This is a genomic window from Candidatus Desulfolinea nitratireducens (genome assembly GCF_982879505.1).
The window spans coordinates 22,468-37,420 of sequence record NZ_CEYOSI010000005.1 but is presented as its reverse complement, the minus strand read 5'-3'; the positions used below and the strand labels follow the sequence as shown (position 1 = coordinate 37,420).

General features: G+C 47.9%; 16 protein-coding genes and 1 pseudogene. 5 read left to right on the top strand and 12 right to left on the bottom strand.

Annotated features, from left to right (window positions below):
• Positions 1-85: 85 nt before the first annotated feature.
• Entirely contained in the window at positions 86-1,285 is a 1,200-nt protein-coding gene (gene hemW, locus AC3DOM_RS00945) for a radical SAM family heme chaperone HemW (protein ID WP_487917141.1), read from the bottom strand.
• Complete coding sequence (locus AC3DOM_RS00940) at positions 1,278-2,015, bottom strand: MBL fold metallo-hydrolase (protein WP_487917140.1); 738 nt, start codon at positions 2,013-2,015, stop codon at positions 1,278-1,280. Before AC3DOM_RS00940 ends, hemW begins: the two co-directional genes overlap by 8 nt.
• A gap of 92 nt (positions 2,016-2,107) precedes the next feature.
• On the opposite strand from AC3DOM_RS00940, the gene AC3DOM_RS00935 reads away from it, so the two are divergent.
• Entirely contained in the window at positions 2,108-3,256 is a 1,149-nt protein-coding gene (locus tag AC3DOM_RS00935) for a HEAT repeat domain-containing protein (protein ID WP_487917139.1), read from the top strand.
• 212 nt (positions 3,257-3,468) lie between these two features.
• Here AC3DOM_RS00935 and AC3DOM_RS00930 read toward each other — a convergent pair whose 3' ends face one another.
• Positions 3,469-3,870: a TfoX/Sxy family DNA transformation protein gene (locus AC3DOM_RS00930; RefSeq protein WP_487917138.1), complete on the bottom strand. Its 402-nt coding sequence runs from the start codon at positions 3,868-3,870 to the stop codon at positions 3,469-3,471.
• A gap of 121 nt (positions 3,871-3,991) precedes the next feature.
• Here AC3DOM_RS00930 and AC3DOM_RS00925 point away from each other — a divergent pair, with 121 nt between their 5' ends.
• The 3 genes from AC3DOM_RS00925 to AC3DOM_RS00915 are packed head-to-tail and all read left to right on the top strand — an operon-like array spanning position 3,992 to position 5,608.
• Positions 3,992-4,441, top strand: coding sequence for an aminoacyl-tRNA deacylase (locus AC3DOM_RS00925; protein ID WP_487917137.1), 450 nt, complete (start codon positions 3,992-3,994; stop codon positions 4,439-4,441).
• Positions 4,442-4,490: 49 nt separating this feature from the next.
• Positions 4,491-4,817 carry a cupin domain-containing protein gene (locus AC3DOM_RS00920; protein WP_487917136.1) on the top strand — a complete coding sequence of 109 codons (327 nt, stop codon included), beginning with the start codon at positions 4,491-4,493 and terminating at the stop codon, positions 4,815-4,817.
• An 11-nt stretch (positions 4,818-4,828) separates the two neighbouring features.
• On the top strand, positions 4,829-5,608 hold the full coding sequence (locus tag AC3DOM_RS00915; protein ID WP_487917135.1) for a hypothetical protein: 780 nt from the start codon (positions 4,829-4,831) through the stop codon (positions 5,606-5,608).
• 75 nt (positions 5,609-5,683) lie between these two features.
• Here the strand turns inward: AC3DOM_RS00915 and ppdK are convergent, their stop codons facing one another.
• Entirely contained in the window at positions 5,684-8,416 is a 2,733-nt protein-coding gene (gene ppdK / locus AC3DOM_RS00910) for a pyruvate, phosphate dikinase (RefSeq protein WP_487917134.1), read from the bottom strand.
• Between the two features lie 195 nt (positions 8,417-8,611).
• Here ppdK and AC3DOM_RS00905 point away from each other — a divergent pair, with 195 nt between their 5' ends.
• Entirely contained in the window at positions 8,612-9,031 is a 420-nt protein-coding gene (locus AC3DOM_RS00905; protein ID WP_487917133.1) for a response regulator transcription factor, read from the top strand.
• 49 nt (positions 9,032-9,080) lie between these two features.
• On the opposite strand, the gene AC3DOM_RS00900 is transcribed toward AC3DOM_RS00905, so the two are convergent.
• The 8 genes and pseudogenes from AC3DOM_RS00900 to AC3DOM_RS00865 all read right to left on the bottom strand — a co-directional run bounded on the left by AC3DOM_RS00900 (position 9,081) and on the right by AC3DOM_RS00865 (position 14,936).
• Entirely contained in the window at positions 9,081-10,781 is a 1,701-nt protein-coding gene (locus AC3DOM_RS00900) for a tRNA nucleotidyltransferase/poly(A) polymerase-related protein (protein ID WP_487917132.1), read from the bottom strand.
• Between the two features lie 3 nt (positions 10,782-10,784).
• Positions 10,785-11,342, bottom strand: a complete 558-nt coding sequence (gene hpt / locus AC3DOM_RS00895) for a hypoxanthine phosphoribosyltransferase (RefSeq protein ID WP_487917131.1) — start codon at positions 11,340-11,342, stop codon at positions 10,785-10,787.
• Positions 11,343-11,393: 51 nt separating this feature from the next.
• Complete coding sequence (locus tag AC3DOM_RS00890; protein ID WP_487917130.1) at positions 11,394-11,963, bottom strand: thymidine kinase; 570 nt, start codon at positions 11,961-11,963, stop codon at positions 11,394-11,396.
• A gap of 114 nt (positions 11,964-12,077) precedes the next feature.
• On the bottom strand, positions 12,078-12,353 hold the full coding sequence (locus AC3DOM_RS00885) for a DNA-directed RNA polymerase subunit alpha C-terminal domain-containing protein (protein WP_487917143.1): 276 nt from the start codon (positions 12,351-12,353) through the stop codon (positions 12,078-12,080).
• Positions 12,351-12,545, bottom strand: a pseudogene (rpmE, locus tag AC3DOM_RS00880) (50S ribosomal protein L31); the annotation flags it as partial. The pseudogene rpmE and the gene AC3DOM_RS00885, both read right to left, overlap by 3 nt.
• 24 nt (positions 12,546-12,569) lie before the next feature.
• Positions 12,570-12,827, bottom strand: coding sequence for a 50S ribosomal protein L27 (rpmA, locus tag AC3DOM_RS00875; protein WP_487917129.1), 258 nt, complete (start codon positions 12,825-12,827; stop codon positions 12,570-12,572).
• 18 nt (positions 12,828-12,845) lie between these two features.
• Positions 12,846-13,367, bottom strand: a complete 522-nt coding sequence (gene rplU / locus AC3DOM_RS00870; RefSeq protein WP_487917128.1) for a 50S ribosomal protein L21 — start codon at positions 13,365-13,367, stop codon at positions 12,846-12,848.
• Between the two features lie 246 nt (positions 13,368-13,613).
• Positions 13,614-14,936, bottom strand: coding sequence for a DUF1015 domain-containing protein (locus tag AC3DOM_RS00865; RefSeq protein ID WP_487917127.1), 1,323 nt, complete (start codon positions 14,934-14,936; stop codon positions 13,614-13,616).
• Positions 14,937-14,953 lie beyond the last annotated feature (17 nt).

Sequence of the window (14,953 nt, the reverse complement as noted above, 5' to 3'; positions counted from 1 at the left end):
CGTGCAACCTCCCTCTTGTCAACCGCCAGATTATTGGTTTGGCGAACCAAATTGTTACTGTCAACCAGGGCTATACTAAAACATCTTAATCTTCAACAAAACGGAGAAATACCTGATTCCCCAATAAACGCCCGCGGGGAGTCAGGCGTAAGACTTCCGAAGTTTTAGAAACTTCGGAAGTCTTTTTATCTGCCCACTCAAGCAAACCCAACCCGATCAATTCGTCAATTTCTTTGGAAAATACATTTTCCAGCGAGCGTCCAAAGCGGGTATGAAATGCCTCAGCGGAGACGCCTTCATTCGTCAGGCGCAAACCCATCAGCAGGTGTTCCTGCATCTCCTGCTCGGAGCCAACAATTTCTTTGCTGACCACCGCCGGTGATAGGGGGAAACTCAGCTGATTTTTTTCTTGGGATAACCGATCAATATAGGGCTGAATGCCCAGGATGTTCGCATAGCGCATCCCGGTGGCATAACCGTGTCCACCGGCACCAAATCCCAGATAGGGGAGGTTGCGCCAGTATTGCAGATTATGCTGGCATTCTTGATTCGGTTTAGTCCAATTACTGATTTCGTATTGTTGATAATCCTTTGCATAGAGATAATCACTTGCCCACTCATACATCTCTGCAGCCAGATCGGGATCGGGTAGCGGGAGCATTCCACGCTCGGCCCAACGCCCAAAGGGGGTCCCCTCTTCAATGGTCAGGGCATATAGGGAGAGATGCTCGGGGTGCAGTCCCAAAATCAATTTAACGGTAGCCTGCCAACGCTCCAGGCTTTGTTCCGGCAAACCAAAGATCAAATCAAAACTCAGGTTATCAAAGCCTGCTTTTCGGGCGGCAAGTGCTGCAGAGATGACATCCCCATAAGAATGGTTGCGCTCCAGCATGCGCAGCTCGTCGGGATGCGCTGATTGGACACCCAGGCTCAGCCGATTGAATCCAAGGGCGTAGAGGCCTTCCAGATAGCGCTCCGTGAGCGTGCCGGGATTGGCCTCCAATGAAATTTCTGCATCTTCTCTCAAATTGAAATTTTGTCGGAGAGTTTTAAAAATGGATGAGAAATCCGAGACGCTCAGGAGGGAGGGCGTGCCACCGCCAAAGAAAATTGTGCTGGCCTCAACTTCTTCCGGCGCAGCCTGCCCAACGATCTCTATCTCGCGACAAAGGGCCTCCACGTAGGCCGGGATGAGGGCATCCTGCCCGGCGTAGGTGTTGAAATCGCAATAGGCGCAGCGATGGCGGCAAAAGGGGATGTGAAAATACAGGGCGTGTTCAGTCATTTTTTTCAAAGAAATCCAAAAACATATGCGATGAGGTTAATGCCACTTCGGGGTGTGCCTCTCCGAAAGCACGCAGACGCGGCTCATGCGGTCCCAGAACAAGGCGAATGGCCCAGGCCGGGATATCCTGCCGGAAATCTGCAGCCGCATCGCCAGAATGCAGATGCCAGCCTTTTTCTGTTTTGACAGCTACCCCGCAATGTCCGCGCGTGTGCCCGACCAACGGGATCAGCCAGATCTCTGGCGAAAAGGGGAGCCGAATCGCATCAAAATCAAACCACTTTTCATCAGTCAAATCATGCAGCACAAATACCGGATGATGTGCAATATGCTCTCTGACATAAGCCAAATCGAAAAAGCTCTTTCTTCTCCCCATAAATGCATCAAACTCATCGCGAAACAAGTGAATTTTCGCCTGAGGAAAATCCGCAATCCCGCTCAAATGGTCAAAATGCATATGCGTCAACAGTATATGCCGAATGTCTTCGGGTTGATACCCCAATTGCCGGATTTGATGGAGCGCCGTTTCTCGTGGATCAAAAGGCATTTTTGTGATCCGGCGAAATATTCTGGTAAAAAGAGATGGATTTTTATATTCTTCGCTGCCAAGTCCAGCATCAACCAGAATAAGCCCTTGCTCGGATTCAATCAGCAAAGAGAGCAATCCTGTGCCCCATTCTTTCGGAAAATGTGCACTGCAAGAAAAGGTATTTAGAAAGTGGATAGCCATAAAGTAATCCTGTATCAAAATGAATACACTGATAATATCATGACAGATGAAAATTCGATGTACAATAAAAGTCTATTAAAAGGAGTGGCTTTATGGCCTGGCTTTCTGATAAAAAAAGCACGAGAGTATTATTAAAGGCTCTCAGCAGCAATGACATAAATAAGCGCAGTCAGGCTGCCAGTGAATTCCTGCAGATGGGAGAAGAAGGTGCTGAAACATTAATCTCTGCACTGGATAGTCAGGATCCGACATTACGTGAATTGTCTGCCCGGATTCTGGTCAAACTGGATGCACAGGCCCTCCCCGCATTAAGTGCAGCCCTGAAAAATGCTCCCCCTGCCACTAAAGAAGAAGTTTTTAAAATATTGGGGAAGCTCAAAATTCAGACTTCTTTTGAGCTTCTTATCACCTCGCTTAAAGGGAATAATTTCAAGGAGCAAATCCTTGCAGCAAATACATTGGGTGAGATCGGTGATCCACAGGCAATCCCGCAACTGCTTGTCGCTTTGAGCGATGCCGACCCCGATGTGCGCATTGCAGCTGCCACAGCACTGGGGAAATTTCGTGCTCCACAGACCTACCCAAATATCGCTGATCTCCTCGACGATGTAGAAATTAATGTTCGCATGGCCGCCGCAAAAATATTGGGCGAAATTCATGATCCGATCACGATCCCGTATCTGGCGGAAGCGTTACGGGATTCTTTTTGGTGGCTGGGAAGAGATGAAGCGATTGAAACCCTGATGGGGGTAATTGCATCGTTTGGCAAGGATGCCCTTGACGATTTGATCGAGGTGATGGGCGATAAAGAACCCAGTGTACGCCGCTTCGCCATTGCACTACTCCGTCCACTAAAGGAACCCCGCATACTTGAGGGGCTGGAAATGGCTTTTTATGATAATAACTACGATGTTTCCGAGACTGCTCTTGAGGCATTGATCGAGTTTGAAGAAATCGCACTTCCAATCCTTGTTGAGGCGATTGGCAGCCCAACTGAATGGCTGCGGATGAAAGCTGTGAATGGTCTTGGTGAGATTGGCGGCGATCAAGCTGTCATCCATTTGCTGGAGATGCTCGGAGATAAATCTCCGATTGTTCGCAAGGAGACTATCGGGGCCTTGAAAAAGCTCAAGGATGACCGGGCTCTGCCGACCTTAAGTGCGATCGCAGCGGATCGAAAAGATAAAGAAATCTCCCGGCTGGCGCGCCAGGCTATCGCAGCGATCGAAGCTTCTTATTGATATTCAGATATAAAAGTTATGAGCGTCCCGCAGGTTTATGTTGCTTTAAAATCCAAATCACGGGAACCTGCGGGACGTTTTACTTAGGGAAAATTAACCAATTTAAGGTAACATCAATAATATTCCCCCACCCCATCCAATACCCAACCTATTTTCCAAAGAAAAATCCCGTCAAATAATACCTTGACGAGGTCGGATAAAGATCATTGCAATTAGGCGCGGCGTCCACCTTTGAGTTCATCTATTAATGTATCGAGAGCATCCCAATCGCCCTTGTTCGCCAATACGGCCTGCTCTATCCAACCAGCTGAATCCATCATTTGCAGGTTGGCTGCATCCAGGATTTCGTCTATTTTCTTCGCACCCATTGCAGCCAGGCCGGCATACGTGGTAACACCAGCGTTATTTAAAATCTTTTCAACTTTAGGTCCAATTCCCTCAAGCTTTTTCAGGTCGTCTGAGGCTGAAGATGCGGACTGGACAGATTTATCTCCTTTTATGCTGGCGATCCATCCAATAATGACAATCAACGCAAAAAGACCAAGCACGAGCCAAAGAAGCCAGGTCAGATCAGGTCCTTCTGCGCTTTCGGATAATACATTAAGTACAAACATTACTCCTCCAAATTGAATTTATATAGGTTTGAACAGTCCAACGACCATCCTCCCCCAAATATAAATTGAAGCTTTGCGGGTGTCAATGAATAGCATGGTCTCATGGATGTATAATAACAAAATGGATAATATCCCACCTGTTTCTGTCGCATTGAATAAGGAAAATGTGCCTCACAAAGTATTTACGCACCAGACCCCTGTTAAAACAATTGAAGAGGCTGCAGCGGCCCGAGGGCAAGCCCTCTCTCAAATTATCCGCAGCATTCTCTTTCGGATTGAAAAAGATCAATTTGTATTGGTTATGATCGCCGGGCCAACCCAACTTTCCTGGCCAGCATTGCGTGCCCATCTTGGACAATCACGCATGACGATGGCAACCAAAGATGAGGTGCTGCGTGTCACAGGCTATCCAATCGGCACCGTAGCGCCAATTGGCTTGAAACAGCCCTTACGCTTGCTTGCTGATAAAAGTGTCTTTTCTCCAGAGGAAATCTCTCTGGGGATCCGGTCAACGCGGCACCGCGATCATCATCAAGACAAAAGATTTGAAAAAATATTTGGAAAATGTTGAAGTAGGAAGTTTTGCTGATTTGAGAAAGTAATCATTTGGAGGAATTATTTTGAGATCATCCAGCTTTTTGAAGCCAAAAATTACCCCTTGGGAAGCAGGCGAGGTCCCCACGGAAGTAGCTATTGGCCAATTTCTGAAAGAGGAGAGTTTATCCTATCAACCCTGGTCAAATGGCCCAAATGATCTCTACCCGCCTCATGTCCACACATACAACAAGATCATTTACGTTTTGCGCGGCTCTATCACCTTTATTTTGCCGGAGGAAGATCAAATAATTACCCTGAACCCCGGTGACCGCCTGGAATTGCCAGCCAAGATCGTTCACAGTGCTGTAGTCAGCTCACAGGGCGTGACCTGCTTTGAAGCGCACTGTTAGGAAATCATCTCATGAATAAATTGGTATTTATTTTGAACGTCGTATTTTTAATGACTGCTTGTGGCCCATCGCCAGAAGAGCAAGCGACTATGACCGCAGCCGCTTGGACAGCCACATTTACAGAAACTACAACTCCAACCAGTACCCTAACCCCGACTCTGACATCCACGGCTACGGCTACGATTACGGCTACCCCAACTCAGACACCTACTCCGACCATTACTCCAACGCCAACCTTTGCTTTCCCTGGGGTGGTGGTCAGTGCTGCTCAGGCACACTGCAGATACGGACCGAATGTCGCTTACCTGCACGCTGCAGATCTATATGAAGGCGATAAGGGAACCGTCCGCAGCCGTTGGAATTTGAGCAAATGGCTGTATGTGAAGTTCGATAAACTCGACTATTTTTGTTGGGTTGCCCCATCTGTAGTCGAAGTCAGTGGGGATATCCAGACCGTTGTCAAATTGGATGAACTCAACTTGCAACAAATTGGATACAATCAATATGGCCCGCCAGGCAACGTTGCTGCCACCCGCAATGGCAGTCAGGTTACCATCACCTGGAACCAAGTTAAGATGACCAAAGATAAAGACCGCGGTTATTTCCTGGATATGTTCGTTTGTCAGGATGGATATTATCTGTGGTGGCCGATTTCGTTCTCCGATCAATTCACGACCAGCTATACGGTCAAGGATGAAGCAGGGTGTCCCATCCCGTCCCAGGGCGTGATCTATACCGTTGAAAAACACGGATACAGCGAACCAAAGACGATCATCTGGCCAAGCCCCTAGCCTAAACTAAAATCAATTTACAAAAAAGGGCTGTCATTTTGAAAATGACAGCCCTTCTCTTTTCTAAACAACAATCTATGCGCGATGCTCCAGCGCGGAATGTGCAGCGGCTAATCGGGCGATTGGTACACGGAAAGGCGAACAGGATACATAATTCAAACCAATTTGATAGCACCAATCAATTGAATTTGGGTCGCCACCATGCTCCCCACAAATACCGCATTCCAGATCAATCCGCGTTGCGCGACCTTTTTTGACGGTAATATCCATCAATTGACCTACACCTGTGCGGTCAATTGTCTGGAAGGGATTTTCCTCGAGGATGCCGTCTTCCACATATTTGACCAGGAAGTTGCGCTCAGCGTCATCACGGCTGTAGCCAAAAGTAAACTGGGTCAGATCATTGGTGCCAAAGGAGAAGAATTCGGCAGTTTCAGCGATCTGGTCTGCGGTCAGGCCGGCGCGGGGGATCTCGATCATCGTGCCAAATTTATAGGAGAATTCAACACCTTTTTCAGCCATCACCTCGGCCGCGATCTTCTCCAGTTTTGGCTGGATAAAATGCAGTTCGTTGACGTGTCCCGTCAACGGGATCATCACCTCCGGATGTGGATCAAAGCCTCGTAATTTGACATCTGCCGCGGCTTCGAAGATGGCGCGGACTTGCATGGACACGATCTCTGGCAACATCACGCTCAGGCGGACGCCCCGCAATCCCATCATCGGGTTGCTCTCGTGAAGTGCCTCAATTTCCGCCAAAAGCCTTTCTTTTTCAATCGCATCTTCACCCTTGACCCGGGCTTCAATCACACTCTCGAGCAATTCGCGCTCATCAGGCATAAATTCATGCAGCGGCGGATCAAGCAAGCGGATGATGACGGGCAGCCCGGTCATCGCTTCAAATAGACCATCAAAATCTGAGCGTTGGAACGGCAGCAGCTTATCGAGGGCAGCCTGACGCGTTTCAACATCATCACCTGCGAGAATCATTTTTTGGACAATGGGCAGGCGTTCCGGTTCGAAAAACATATGCTCTGTCCGACAGAGTCCAATCCCTTGGGCTCCATAAGAGCGAGCGCGGCGGGCATCTTCGGGATAATCAGCATTGGCCCAAACCTGGAGACCCCTGGTCGGCCAACCCTCAGGGGCTGTGCGGATCCCTTCGGTAGCGGAAATTTCATCGGCCCAGTTGAGCAATGTGAGCAAGTCTGTCTGCTCCTCCAAAATCGGGGCAACGGAATCAATCTTCCCCAGGAAGACTTCGCCGGTGGTTCCATCCACAGAAATCCAATCACCTTCGACTACTGTCACACCACCAGAAACGAATTGCCGTTTTTCCATATTTATGCGTACAGCAGACGCTCCAACCACACACGGGATACCAAATTGGCGAGCTACAACAGCCGCGTGGGAAGTTGCGCCACCTTCGCTGGTAAGAATACCTTTTGCCGCGAGCATGCCATGGACATCATCCGGCTTGGTAAAAGGGCGTACCATGATCACATCCTGGCCCTCTTCCTTTGCCTTAGCTTCAGCTGTGTCTGCATCAAAATAGACCCGACCAACAGCCGCTCCGGGCGACGCGTTCACACCTGTTCCGAACATCTTGCCTGCATCATCAGCGGCGCGTTTGGCTGCTTCCACAAATTGGGGGTGCAGGAGTGTATCTACCTGTTCGGGTTGAACACGGGTAACTGCCTCTTCTTTGGAAATCAAGCCTTCATTCGCCATATCAACAGCAATGGTCACAGCCGCTTTGGCGGTTCGTTTCCCATTACGGGTTTGGAGCATCCACAATTTGCCGTGCTCAATTGTAAATTCGACATCCTGCATTTCGCGGTAATGGGCTTCCAATTTATCACAAACGGCGATATAGTCAGCGTAAGCCTCAGGAAGTTCGGCTTTCATCATCCCTACTTCTTTTGCATTGCGAATTCCCGCGACCACATCTTCGCCCTGGGCATTCATCAAATATTCACCCCAGTTCTTGCGTTCGCCAGTAGATGGATTTCGCGTGAAGGCCACACCTGTTCCTGAGTTTTCCATATTGCCAAAAACCATCGTCTGAATATTAACTGCGGTGCCCAGATCATGGGAAATATTGGCCGCATTGCGGTAATCAACAGCGCGTTTGCCATTCCAGGAACTGAAGACGGCTTCAGTTGCCAGCTTCAGTTGTTCGTATGGATCCTGTGGGAAATCATACCCCTTATGTTTATTGGTGACAGCTTTGAAAAGCTCAGTCAGGGCTTGCCAATCGTGGGCTGTCATTTCCGTGTCAGATTTGTAGCCCTTCTCTTCTTTATATGCTTTCAAAGGATGCTCAAAAGCTTCATCATCAATCCTTAATACAACCGAGCCAAACATCTGCACAAGACGACGATAAGCATCATACACGAATCGCGCATCACCAGTCATCTTAACCATACCATCAGCAACTTCGTCGTTCATGCCAATGTTGAGAACAGTATCCATCATCCCAGGCATGGAGAATTTAGCACCAGAACGACTGGAAACCAACAGCGGGTTTTTGGGATCACCAAATTTCTTACCTGTAGCGGATTCAGTTGCCTTTATGGCATCCAGTTCCTGCTCCCAAAGTCCCTTCGGGAATTGATTACCAGATTCGAGATACGCCAGACAAGCTTCGGTTGTGGCCGTAAATCCGGGAGGAACCGGAACGCCGATTCGAGTCATGTCCCCAAGATTCGCTCCTTTACCTCCCAGCAAACTACGAACTGCATCCCAGTCACCAGCGTGTTTTTCCGCTTCGCCAACTTCATCAAATAAATATATCCATTTATGCATCTTTGAAACTCCTTGTCAGTTTGACAGCAAAAAACCACCATAAGATGGTTGAAATTTTCACTTAAGATAGTTTATCATAAAGCCATATTTTGGTCAGTTTTCCTCCATCTTATTCCTCACCTTACAAATTTGTTAACTGGTTGATAGGTCTATTTTACGATTTATAAAGGATAATTGGGACGGAGAAAAATTAATATGCCTTTTAAAGTTTTAGCTATTGATGATGACATTGCCATGACTGAGCTACTAACATTATTGTTACAGTCTCAAAATTTTGAGATCAAAACGGCAAATAACGGTCCAGATGGAATTGAACTTCTTCGCGAGATTAAGCCTGATATTATCCTTCTTGACCTGATGATGCCCGGCATGGATGGCTGGGAAACCTGTAAAAAAATTCGCTCGTTCAGCAACATTCCCATTATTGTAATTTCTGCACTCAATAACCCGGAAATAGTTGCCAGTGCACTGGATGCAGGCGCAGATGATTTTTTAGTCAAGCCCATTCCAAACAAGGTTCTGGTTGCTCATATCAAAAACCTTGCACGGCGCGCCACAGGACAGTTTGGACCCATTTCGCAATTGGTAAATACTTCAAAGCCAACCTTTTCTTAGCACAATCATTTTAGCAAAGAGCGCAACTAATAGGTTACGCTCTTTGCTTTTATTTTTTCGCAGCCAACCATTCTCGGCCAAAAACCAAGGCCTCGTCTTTTTTCTCGATCTCACCAACAGCCTGCCCCTCCCGGATTGCCTCAAGCAATCTTCCTACTAACGGACCAGGGCTCATATCGAAGGCCTTCATCACTTCATGCCCATTGAGCAAAGCAGGTGGTTTAACGACTTCTGTGGGCCGCTCCCAAAGATTCTCGAGCAATAAGCGGCAAATATCCAATTCTGCCTTCCAAACATCCTCCGGCAATCCATGTCCATAAGTCGCGCGCAAATCCGCCAGAGAAAGCAGGATAATATCTGCTCCTGCATCTTGTGTATCCCGGAAAAAGCGATAGATCGCTCGCCGGGAGGGTTGCTTCCCTTCATCAAGCAGCTGCCTCGTCATTGAGTGGATGCGCAAATGACCGCGAATAATCCGATCCAATCTGTCGATTTCATCATTGCTCATATGCAGGGCTCTTGCACGTTCAGTTGCTATAGCCGCACCTTCACCCTCATGTCCCAAAAAGCGAATACGGCCATCATCACCGGTTTTCCTTGTCAAGGGCTTGCCGACATCGTGGTAGAGTGTAGCGAAAAAGAGCAAACCCTGCAAAGAACGTTCGGTCGTTAGCCTCACCCCAAAATGTGCAGCAAAGTCTTCACGGTAACGCCCCAACCGCAAAACAAGAAGTCCATTATGAAACTCGGAGGCCATGCTCGAATCATATTGTACAGAAAGGGCATTTAGAATCGACTTGAGATGGCGCAGTGCAGTCAATGTATGGGACCAAACATCATCCACATGCGGAGATGACTGTACGCATCCATTTAGCGCAGACAATTCTGGAAGGATTGCAGGAAAAACATCGAGCATTTCAAGCGCACGGAATGCAGTTGAGGGTTGTTTCCCATCCAGGATTCGAAATAGTTCATCCCTTTGGCGTTCGGGAGATGTTTGATAAAGAGCAGGAACTGCCTCTTTCATTGCCGCCCTCGTCTCAGGAAGGATATGAAAGCCAAAATCTGCTGCCTGTCGGATAGCCCTCAAAATGCGGACAGGATCGTCGTTAAGGCTGGCAGGAGAGCAAAGACGTAAATTCTTGGCGAGCAAGTCAGCAACCCCGCCAAGAGGGTCGTAAATAGCTTGTGAATGCACATCCAAGGCAATGGCGTTGAGGGTGAAATCTCGCCCACGCAGGTCACCTTCAAGGTCGTCACCGCGGAAGGCAGCAAAATCGAGTATATGGCGAGTACCATCATTGTGGAGTAGAACAAGACGGGCAGCGCCCCGCTCAGCATCGAGCGGATAGTAGGCAGCACCAATTCGATTCGCTACTTTCCGGGCAAGCTTTAGAACATCGCCAGGCACTCCGCCGAGTACAGGCAAGCTGAAATCAAGGTCGTGGCTAACCCGTCCAAGCAAAGTATCGCGGACAGCGCCTCCGATCAAAAACAAAGGTTGGTCTGCCGGGATCGCATCCACAACTGCAGATAATAAAGGGGAGGTTACCAGGGGTTCAGCAGGAGACATATAGAGGATCTCAGGGATTTCTTTGTGGCGGGATTTTTTCGCCGCATGGCTTGCTTGCTCGGGTGTACCACCATGAGCAATAATTTTTTCATTTACTCGCGCAACCCATCGCCCAGCATAAGAAGAAGAATGGGTATTCTTGTTTTCTTCTCCAGGAGGCTGGGATTTGTTGACCATTATTTAATCGGCAGGTTCGTATTTATCTAAATCAACAACACCGATAAAGGGCAAACCTCGAAAAAACTCATCGATATCAAGGCCATATCCAAAGACAAATTTATCTTCGATATTAAACCCTCGATATTTGAGGGGAACATCAACTTCACGGCGGGCAGCTTTATCAAGCAGGGTACAAACTTCGAGAGAGGCGGGGTGTTGGGCTGAGAGTCTTTCTATGACGGATGCGAGGGTGAGTCCGCTATCAATAATATCTTCAACAAGCAGTACGTGTTTGTCCCGAATGTTAATTTGCAAATCAAGGGTTACGCGCACATCTCCTGTCGATTCCCTTGCCCCCGCCCCATAAGAGGAAATTGCCATAAATTCCACTACATGCGGGATGTCGATCTTTTTCATCAAATCAACCGTGAAGAATACGCCACCTCGCAAAATACATACCAGGAGCAGTTCCTTGCCCAAATAATCTTTGCTGATCTCTGCGCCTAATTCGGCAATGCGTGTCTGGAGATCTTCTTTTGAAATAAGGATTTCTTCGAGAAAATTTTTATAGTCTTCCACAATTAACCTCTTGATCAAATGGTTTATTATGATGTTTTTTACGTACGACTTCTATCGAGGCACCACGTGATGTTTGCGGCAACGTGCCTCGTAGAGCTCATCGGCGCCCACGATGACAATGGGATCATCATAATGAGCGGGCTCTCCATTAACCAGGCGCTGTGTGCGGCTTGCCTCCCCTCCACAGACCATACAAATAGCACGCAATTTGGATACTTCTTCAGCCTGCGCCAAAAGTGCGGGCATGGGTCCAAAAGGTTCGGAGCGAAAATCCTGATCCAGTCCGGCAACGATCACCCGGATGCCTTTCTCGGCCAACTCTTCAGTAACTGCAATCACATCTGCGTCAAAAAATTGTGCTTCGTCAATGGCGACAACCGTAACGCCATCCAGAAGATGTGCCAATATTTCACGACTTACTTCAATGGGCATCGCTGCAAATTCTGCGCCCGCATGAGAAGAAACCTTCTCCACAGCGTAACGAATATCAATTGCCGGCTTAAAAACCTGTACCTTTTGACGGGCTATGGTTGCCCTGCGTAATCGACGGATCAGCTCATCTGTCTTTCCACAGAACATGGACCCGGTGATGACTTCGATAGAGCCATTTGTATGCTTCATGCTTCTCCTCACCATATTTCTTCATAAATCAAGGTTCAAGTCCCCTATAAAAAATGGGCAGTCGCGAATGCTTCTGCCCATTAAGTGTACCTGAGATTTAATTTTGCGCAATCCTTAGGCTTCCGCAACCTCAGAGAGGTCGTAGCCCATCGCGCGCAAAGCCTTTTTGGCGTCAATTAGCGATTTTTGACCAAAGCCAGTAATCGCTAGTACAACTTTCTCGCCTTCATTATATTTTTTCATAAATTCGCCAACATCGGTAATGCCAGCTTTCAACAAGGCATCAGTTCCGCGTTTGCCGAGATCCAATTCCGCGATTGGGCGGGTTGGAGAGATAAGCGCCTGTTCCTTCGCATCTTTGGCATCAACATACTCCCGGCGAGCCTGCAAGCGTTTGTAGAAACGATCAACCTGACCCTCGGTATCAACGAGACGTTGTAAATCACCAGTGTAGAAGGGATGACAATTCGAGCAAATTTCTGTGTGAATTTCGGGCTGAGTAGAACCAGTTATCCATGTTTTCCCGCACACGCAGGAAACTTTGGATTCTGGGTAATAAGTGGGATGAATTTCGGGCTTCATTTTCTTTCCTTTTTGCAGTGAGGCTTAGCTTTGAACCGGAACAACATTTACTCGTTTGCGTCCACGGTTTATATCGAACATCACCTTACCCTCAGCAACAGCGAAGAGAGTGTGATCACGCCCAACGCCAACATTGAGGCCGGGTTTAATGCGCGTACCGCGCTGGCGAACCAAAATATTTCCGGAAATCACGGACTCGCCTGCGTATTTTTTTACACCAAGACGTTTTGATTTACTATCTCGACCGTTGCGGGTTGAACCGCCACCTGTTTTATGTGCCATAATTACCTCACAAGCTCACTAATTTTTTTTCGCCGTTTTGGCGGGTTTTTTCGCCGCAGGCTTCTTCGCAGCGGGTTTCTTGGCTGCCGGTTTCTTTGCCGCCGGTTTCTTGGCAGCAGATTCTTTTGCTGCAGGTTTCTTAACTGCAACTGGCTCAGCCGTTTTGGGTTCGACTTTCTCTTCCTTTACGGGCGTCGCTTCAGCTTTTGCTGCCTTTATGACCGCAGCTTTGCCAATTGCATTGATCTCCAAGCGAGTATACTGTTGACGATGTCCTTTTTTAAGACGATAACGTTTCTTTGGGTGATATTTGAAAACGATCACTTTTTTCCCCTTGAAATGCGCTGCAACAGTTGCACTAACTTTTACACCGCCAACTTCAGGGGTTCCAACTGTGAATTTTTCATCATCCACAACCATCAGAACACGATCTAGTTCAATCTTATCGCCCACTTCATCAGGCAAGCGATCAACCTCGATCGTCTCACCCTCGACGGCCTTATACTGCTTGCCGCCATTTTCAACAATAGCGTACTTCATTTTTTCTCCAATCTTCACTTCACCGCAACCCCTGCGAGGATGGTCTTCGTCCCAGCGCCTGAGTGCGGGAAAGCTTGGGTTTTTACAAGAATTTGCCCCGGCCAAGAACTCAGCAGGAGCTTAACGGGTTGTATTATAGCATAGGCGGGGCTGGTGTCAACATTTTTTCCAGGCTAATTATTGCAGATATAAAACCGCGCCGATCTGAGTTTTGACGTTGATCCAGGCTAATTAATTTCCTAATTCTTATAGCCGTTCGTCCACTCCAACATCCAGGATCGCCAAGCCTGTGACGACTTTAGGGTAAAAATCTGTCGATTTCTGGGGCATTTTTTCGCCCATCTCGGTACATGCGGTGATTTGCTCCATGCGAGTCGCATTGACGATGAAAAGGAGGGTAGTCTCTTCAGCAGCAACACGATCGTATCCAAGATCAGTTTCACGCAAATATTCAATACCCTCTATCGCGTCGATTGTCGCCTCGCTGATTTCCATCACATGCTCAAGGAGAAGTTTATGCAAGATGCTCGCGTCCAGGGTTTGCCAAACCTGTGCACGGGACGGGGCAAGAGTCTCCATGATGGAAGCAGATTTCAGGGTCAGGAAGTGGAAACGGTCTTTCGTCGCCAGACCGAAGCAACCCATTTTGCCAACCGCAGATTCCATTTTGGATTCCAACGCAGCCCGACTAACCACTTCATCAATCTCAAAGAATTCTGCAGCTTTGGCGAGAATATCACCAGCGCTCATTTTTTTATAATCAAAAATCAGACGATGGGTTGGCAAAATTGTCAGCCCAGGATTGCTCATGCTGACCAGGGCAACCATCAGATAATTAAATCCAGCATCTGGGGGGGCGTCAGGAAATTTTGCACGTTGCTCATCACGATAAGCGAGCGCCGTTTCGTAGCGATGATGTCCATCTGCGATGATAAGTCCTGTCTTGGATGCCATTTCGGCTTGCACAACTGCCAGGACCGCATCGTCGGTAACAATCCACAGTTTTTGACGAACATCTTTTTCGAAGAGTTCGCGCACATCCACATCAGGTTCGCGCTGGATGGCGGCATCAAGGATGGTATCGATTTTGTTTTCTGCATCTGGATAAAGAGTGAAGATATTACCAAAGTAGGCCTCGGTAGATCGAGTGAGATTGAGCCGATCCATTTTGGGGCCATCGTGAGTGCGCTCGTGCGGCAAAACAATTCCCTCTTCAAAGCGGGCCAACTCAAGCGCTGAAATTATTGCCTTACGCGTGACTTGCTCTCCGTTGAGTGAAAATTCCTGATGGTACACGTAGATAGCGGGCTTATCTTCGCGAATCAATATGCCCTCGGCAAGCCATTTGGTCAAAAAAGCCTGGGCGCGAGTATATACATTTTCATCTGAGTTATCTGTCTCAAACTCCTTACCCTTAATCATGCGTGTCACGTTGTAATCGCTGAGGGCGTAATATTTCTCTTGTAAACCGTGGCGGATGCGATCGTAAGGTTGGCTGATTACGGTAGCCATATCGCTAATTTTATCTGGGTTGTAGCGGATACCCTTAAAAGGTTTTAGCTTTGCCATTTTTTCTCCTGAAGAAT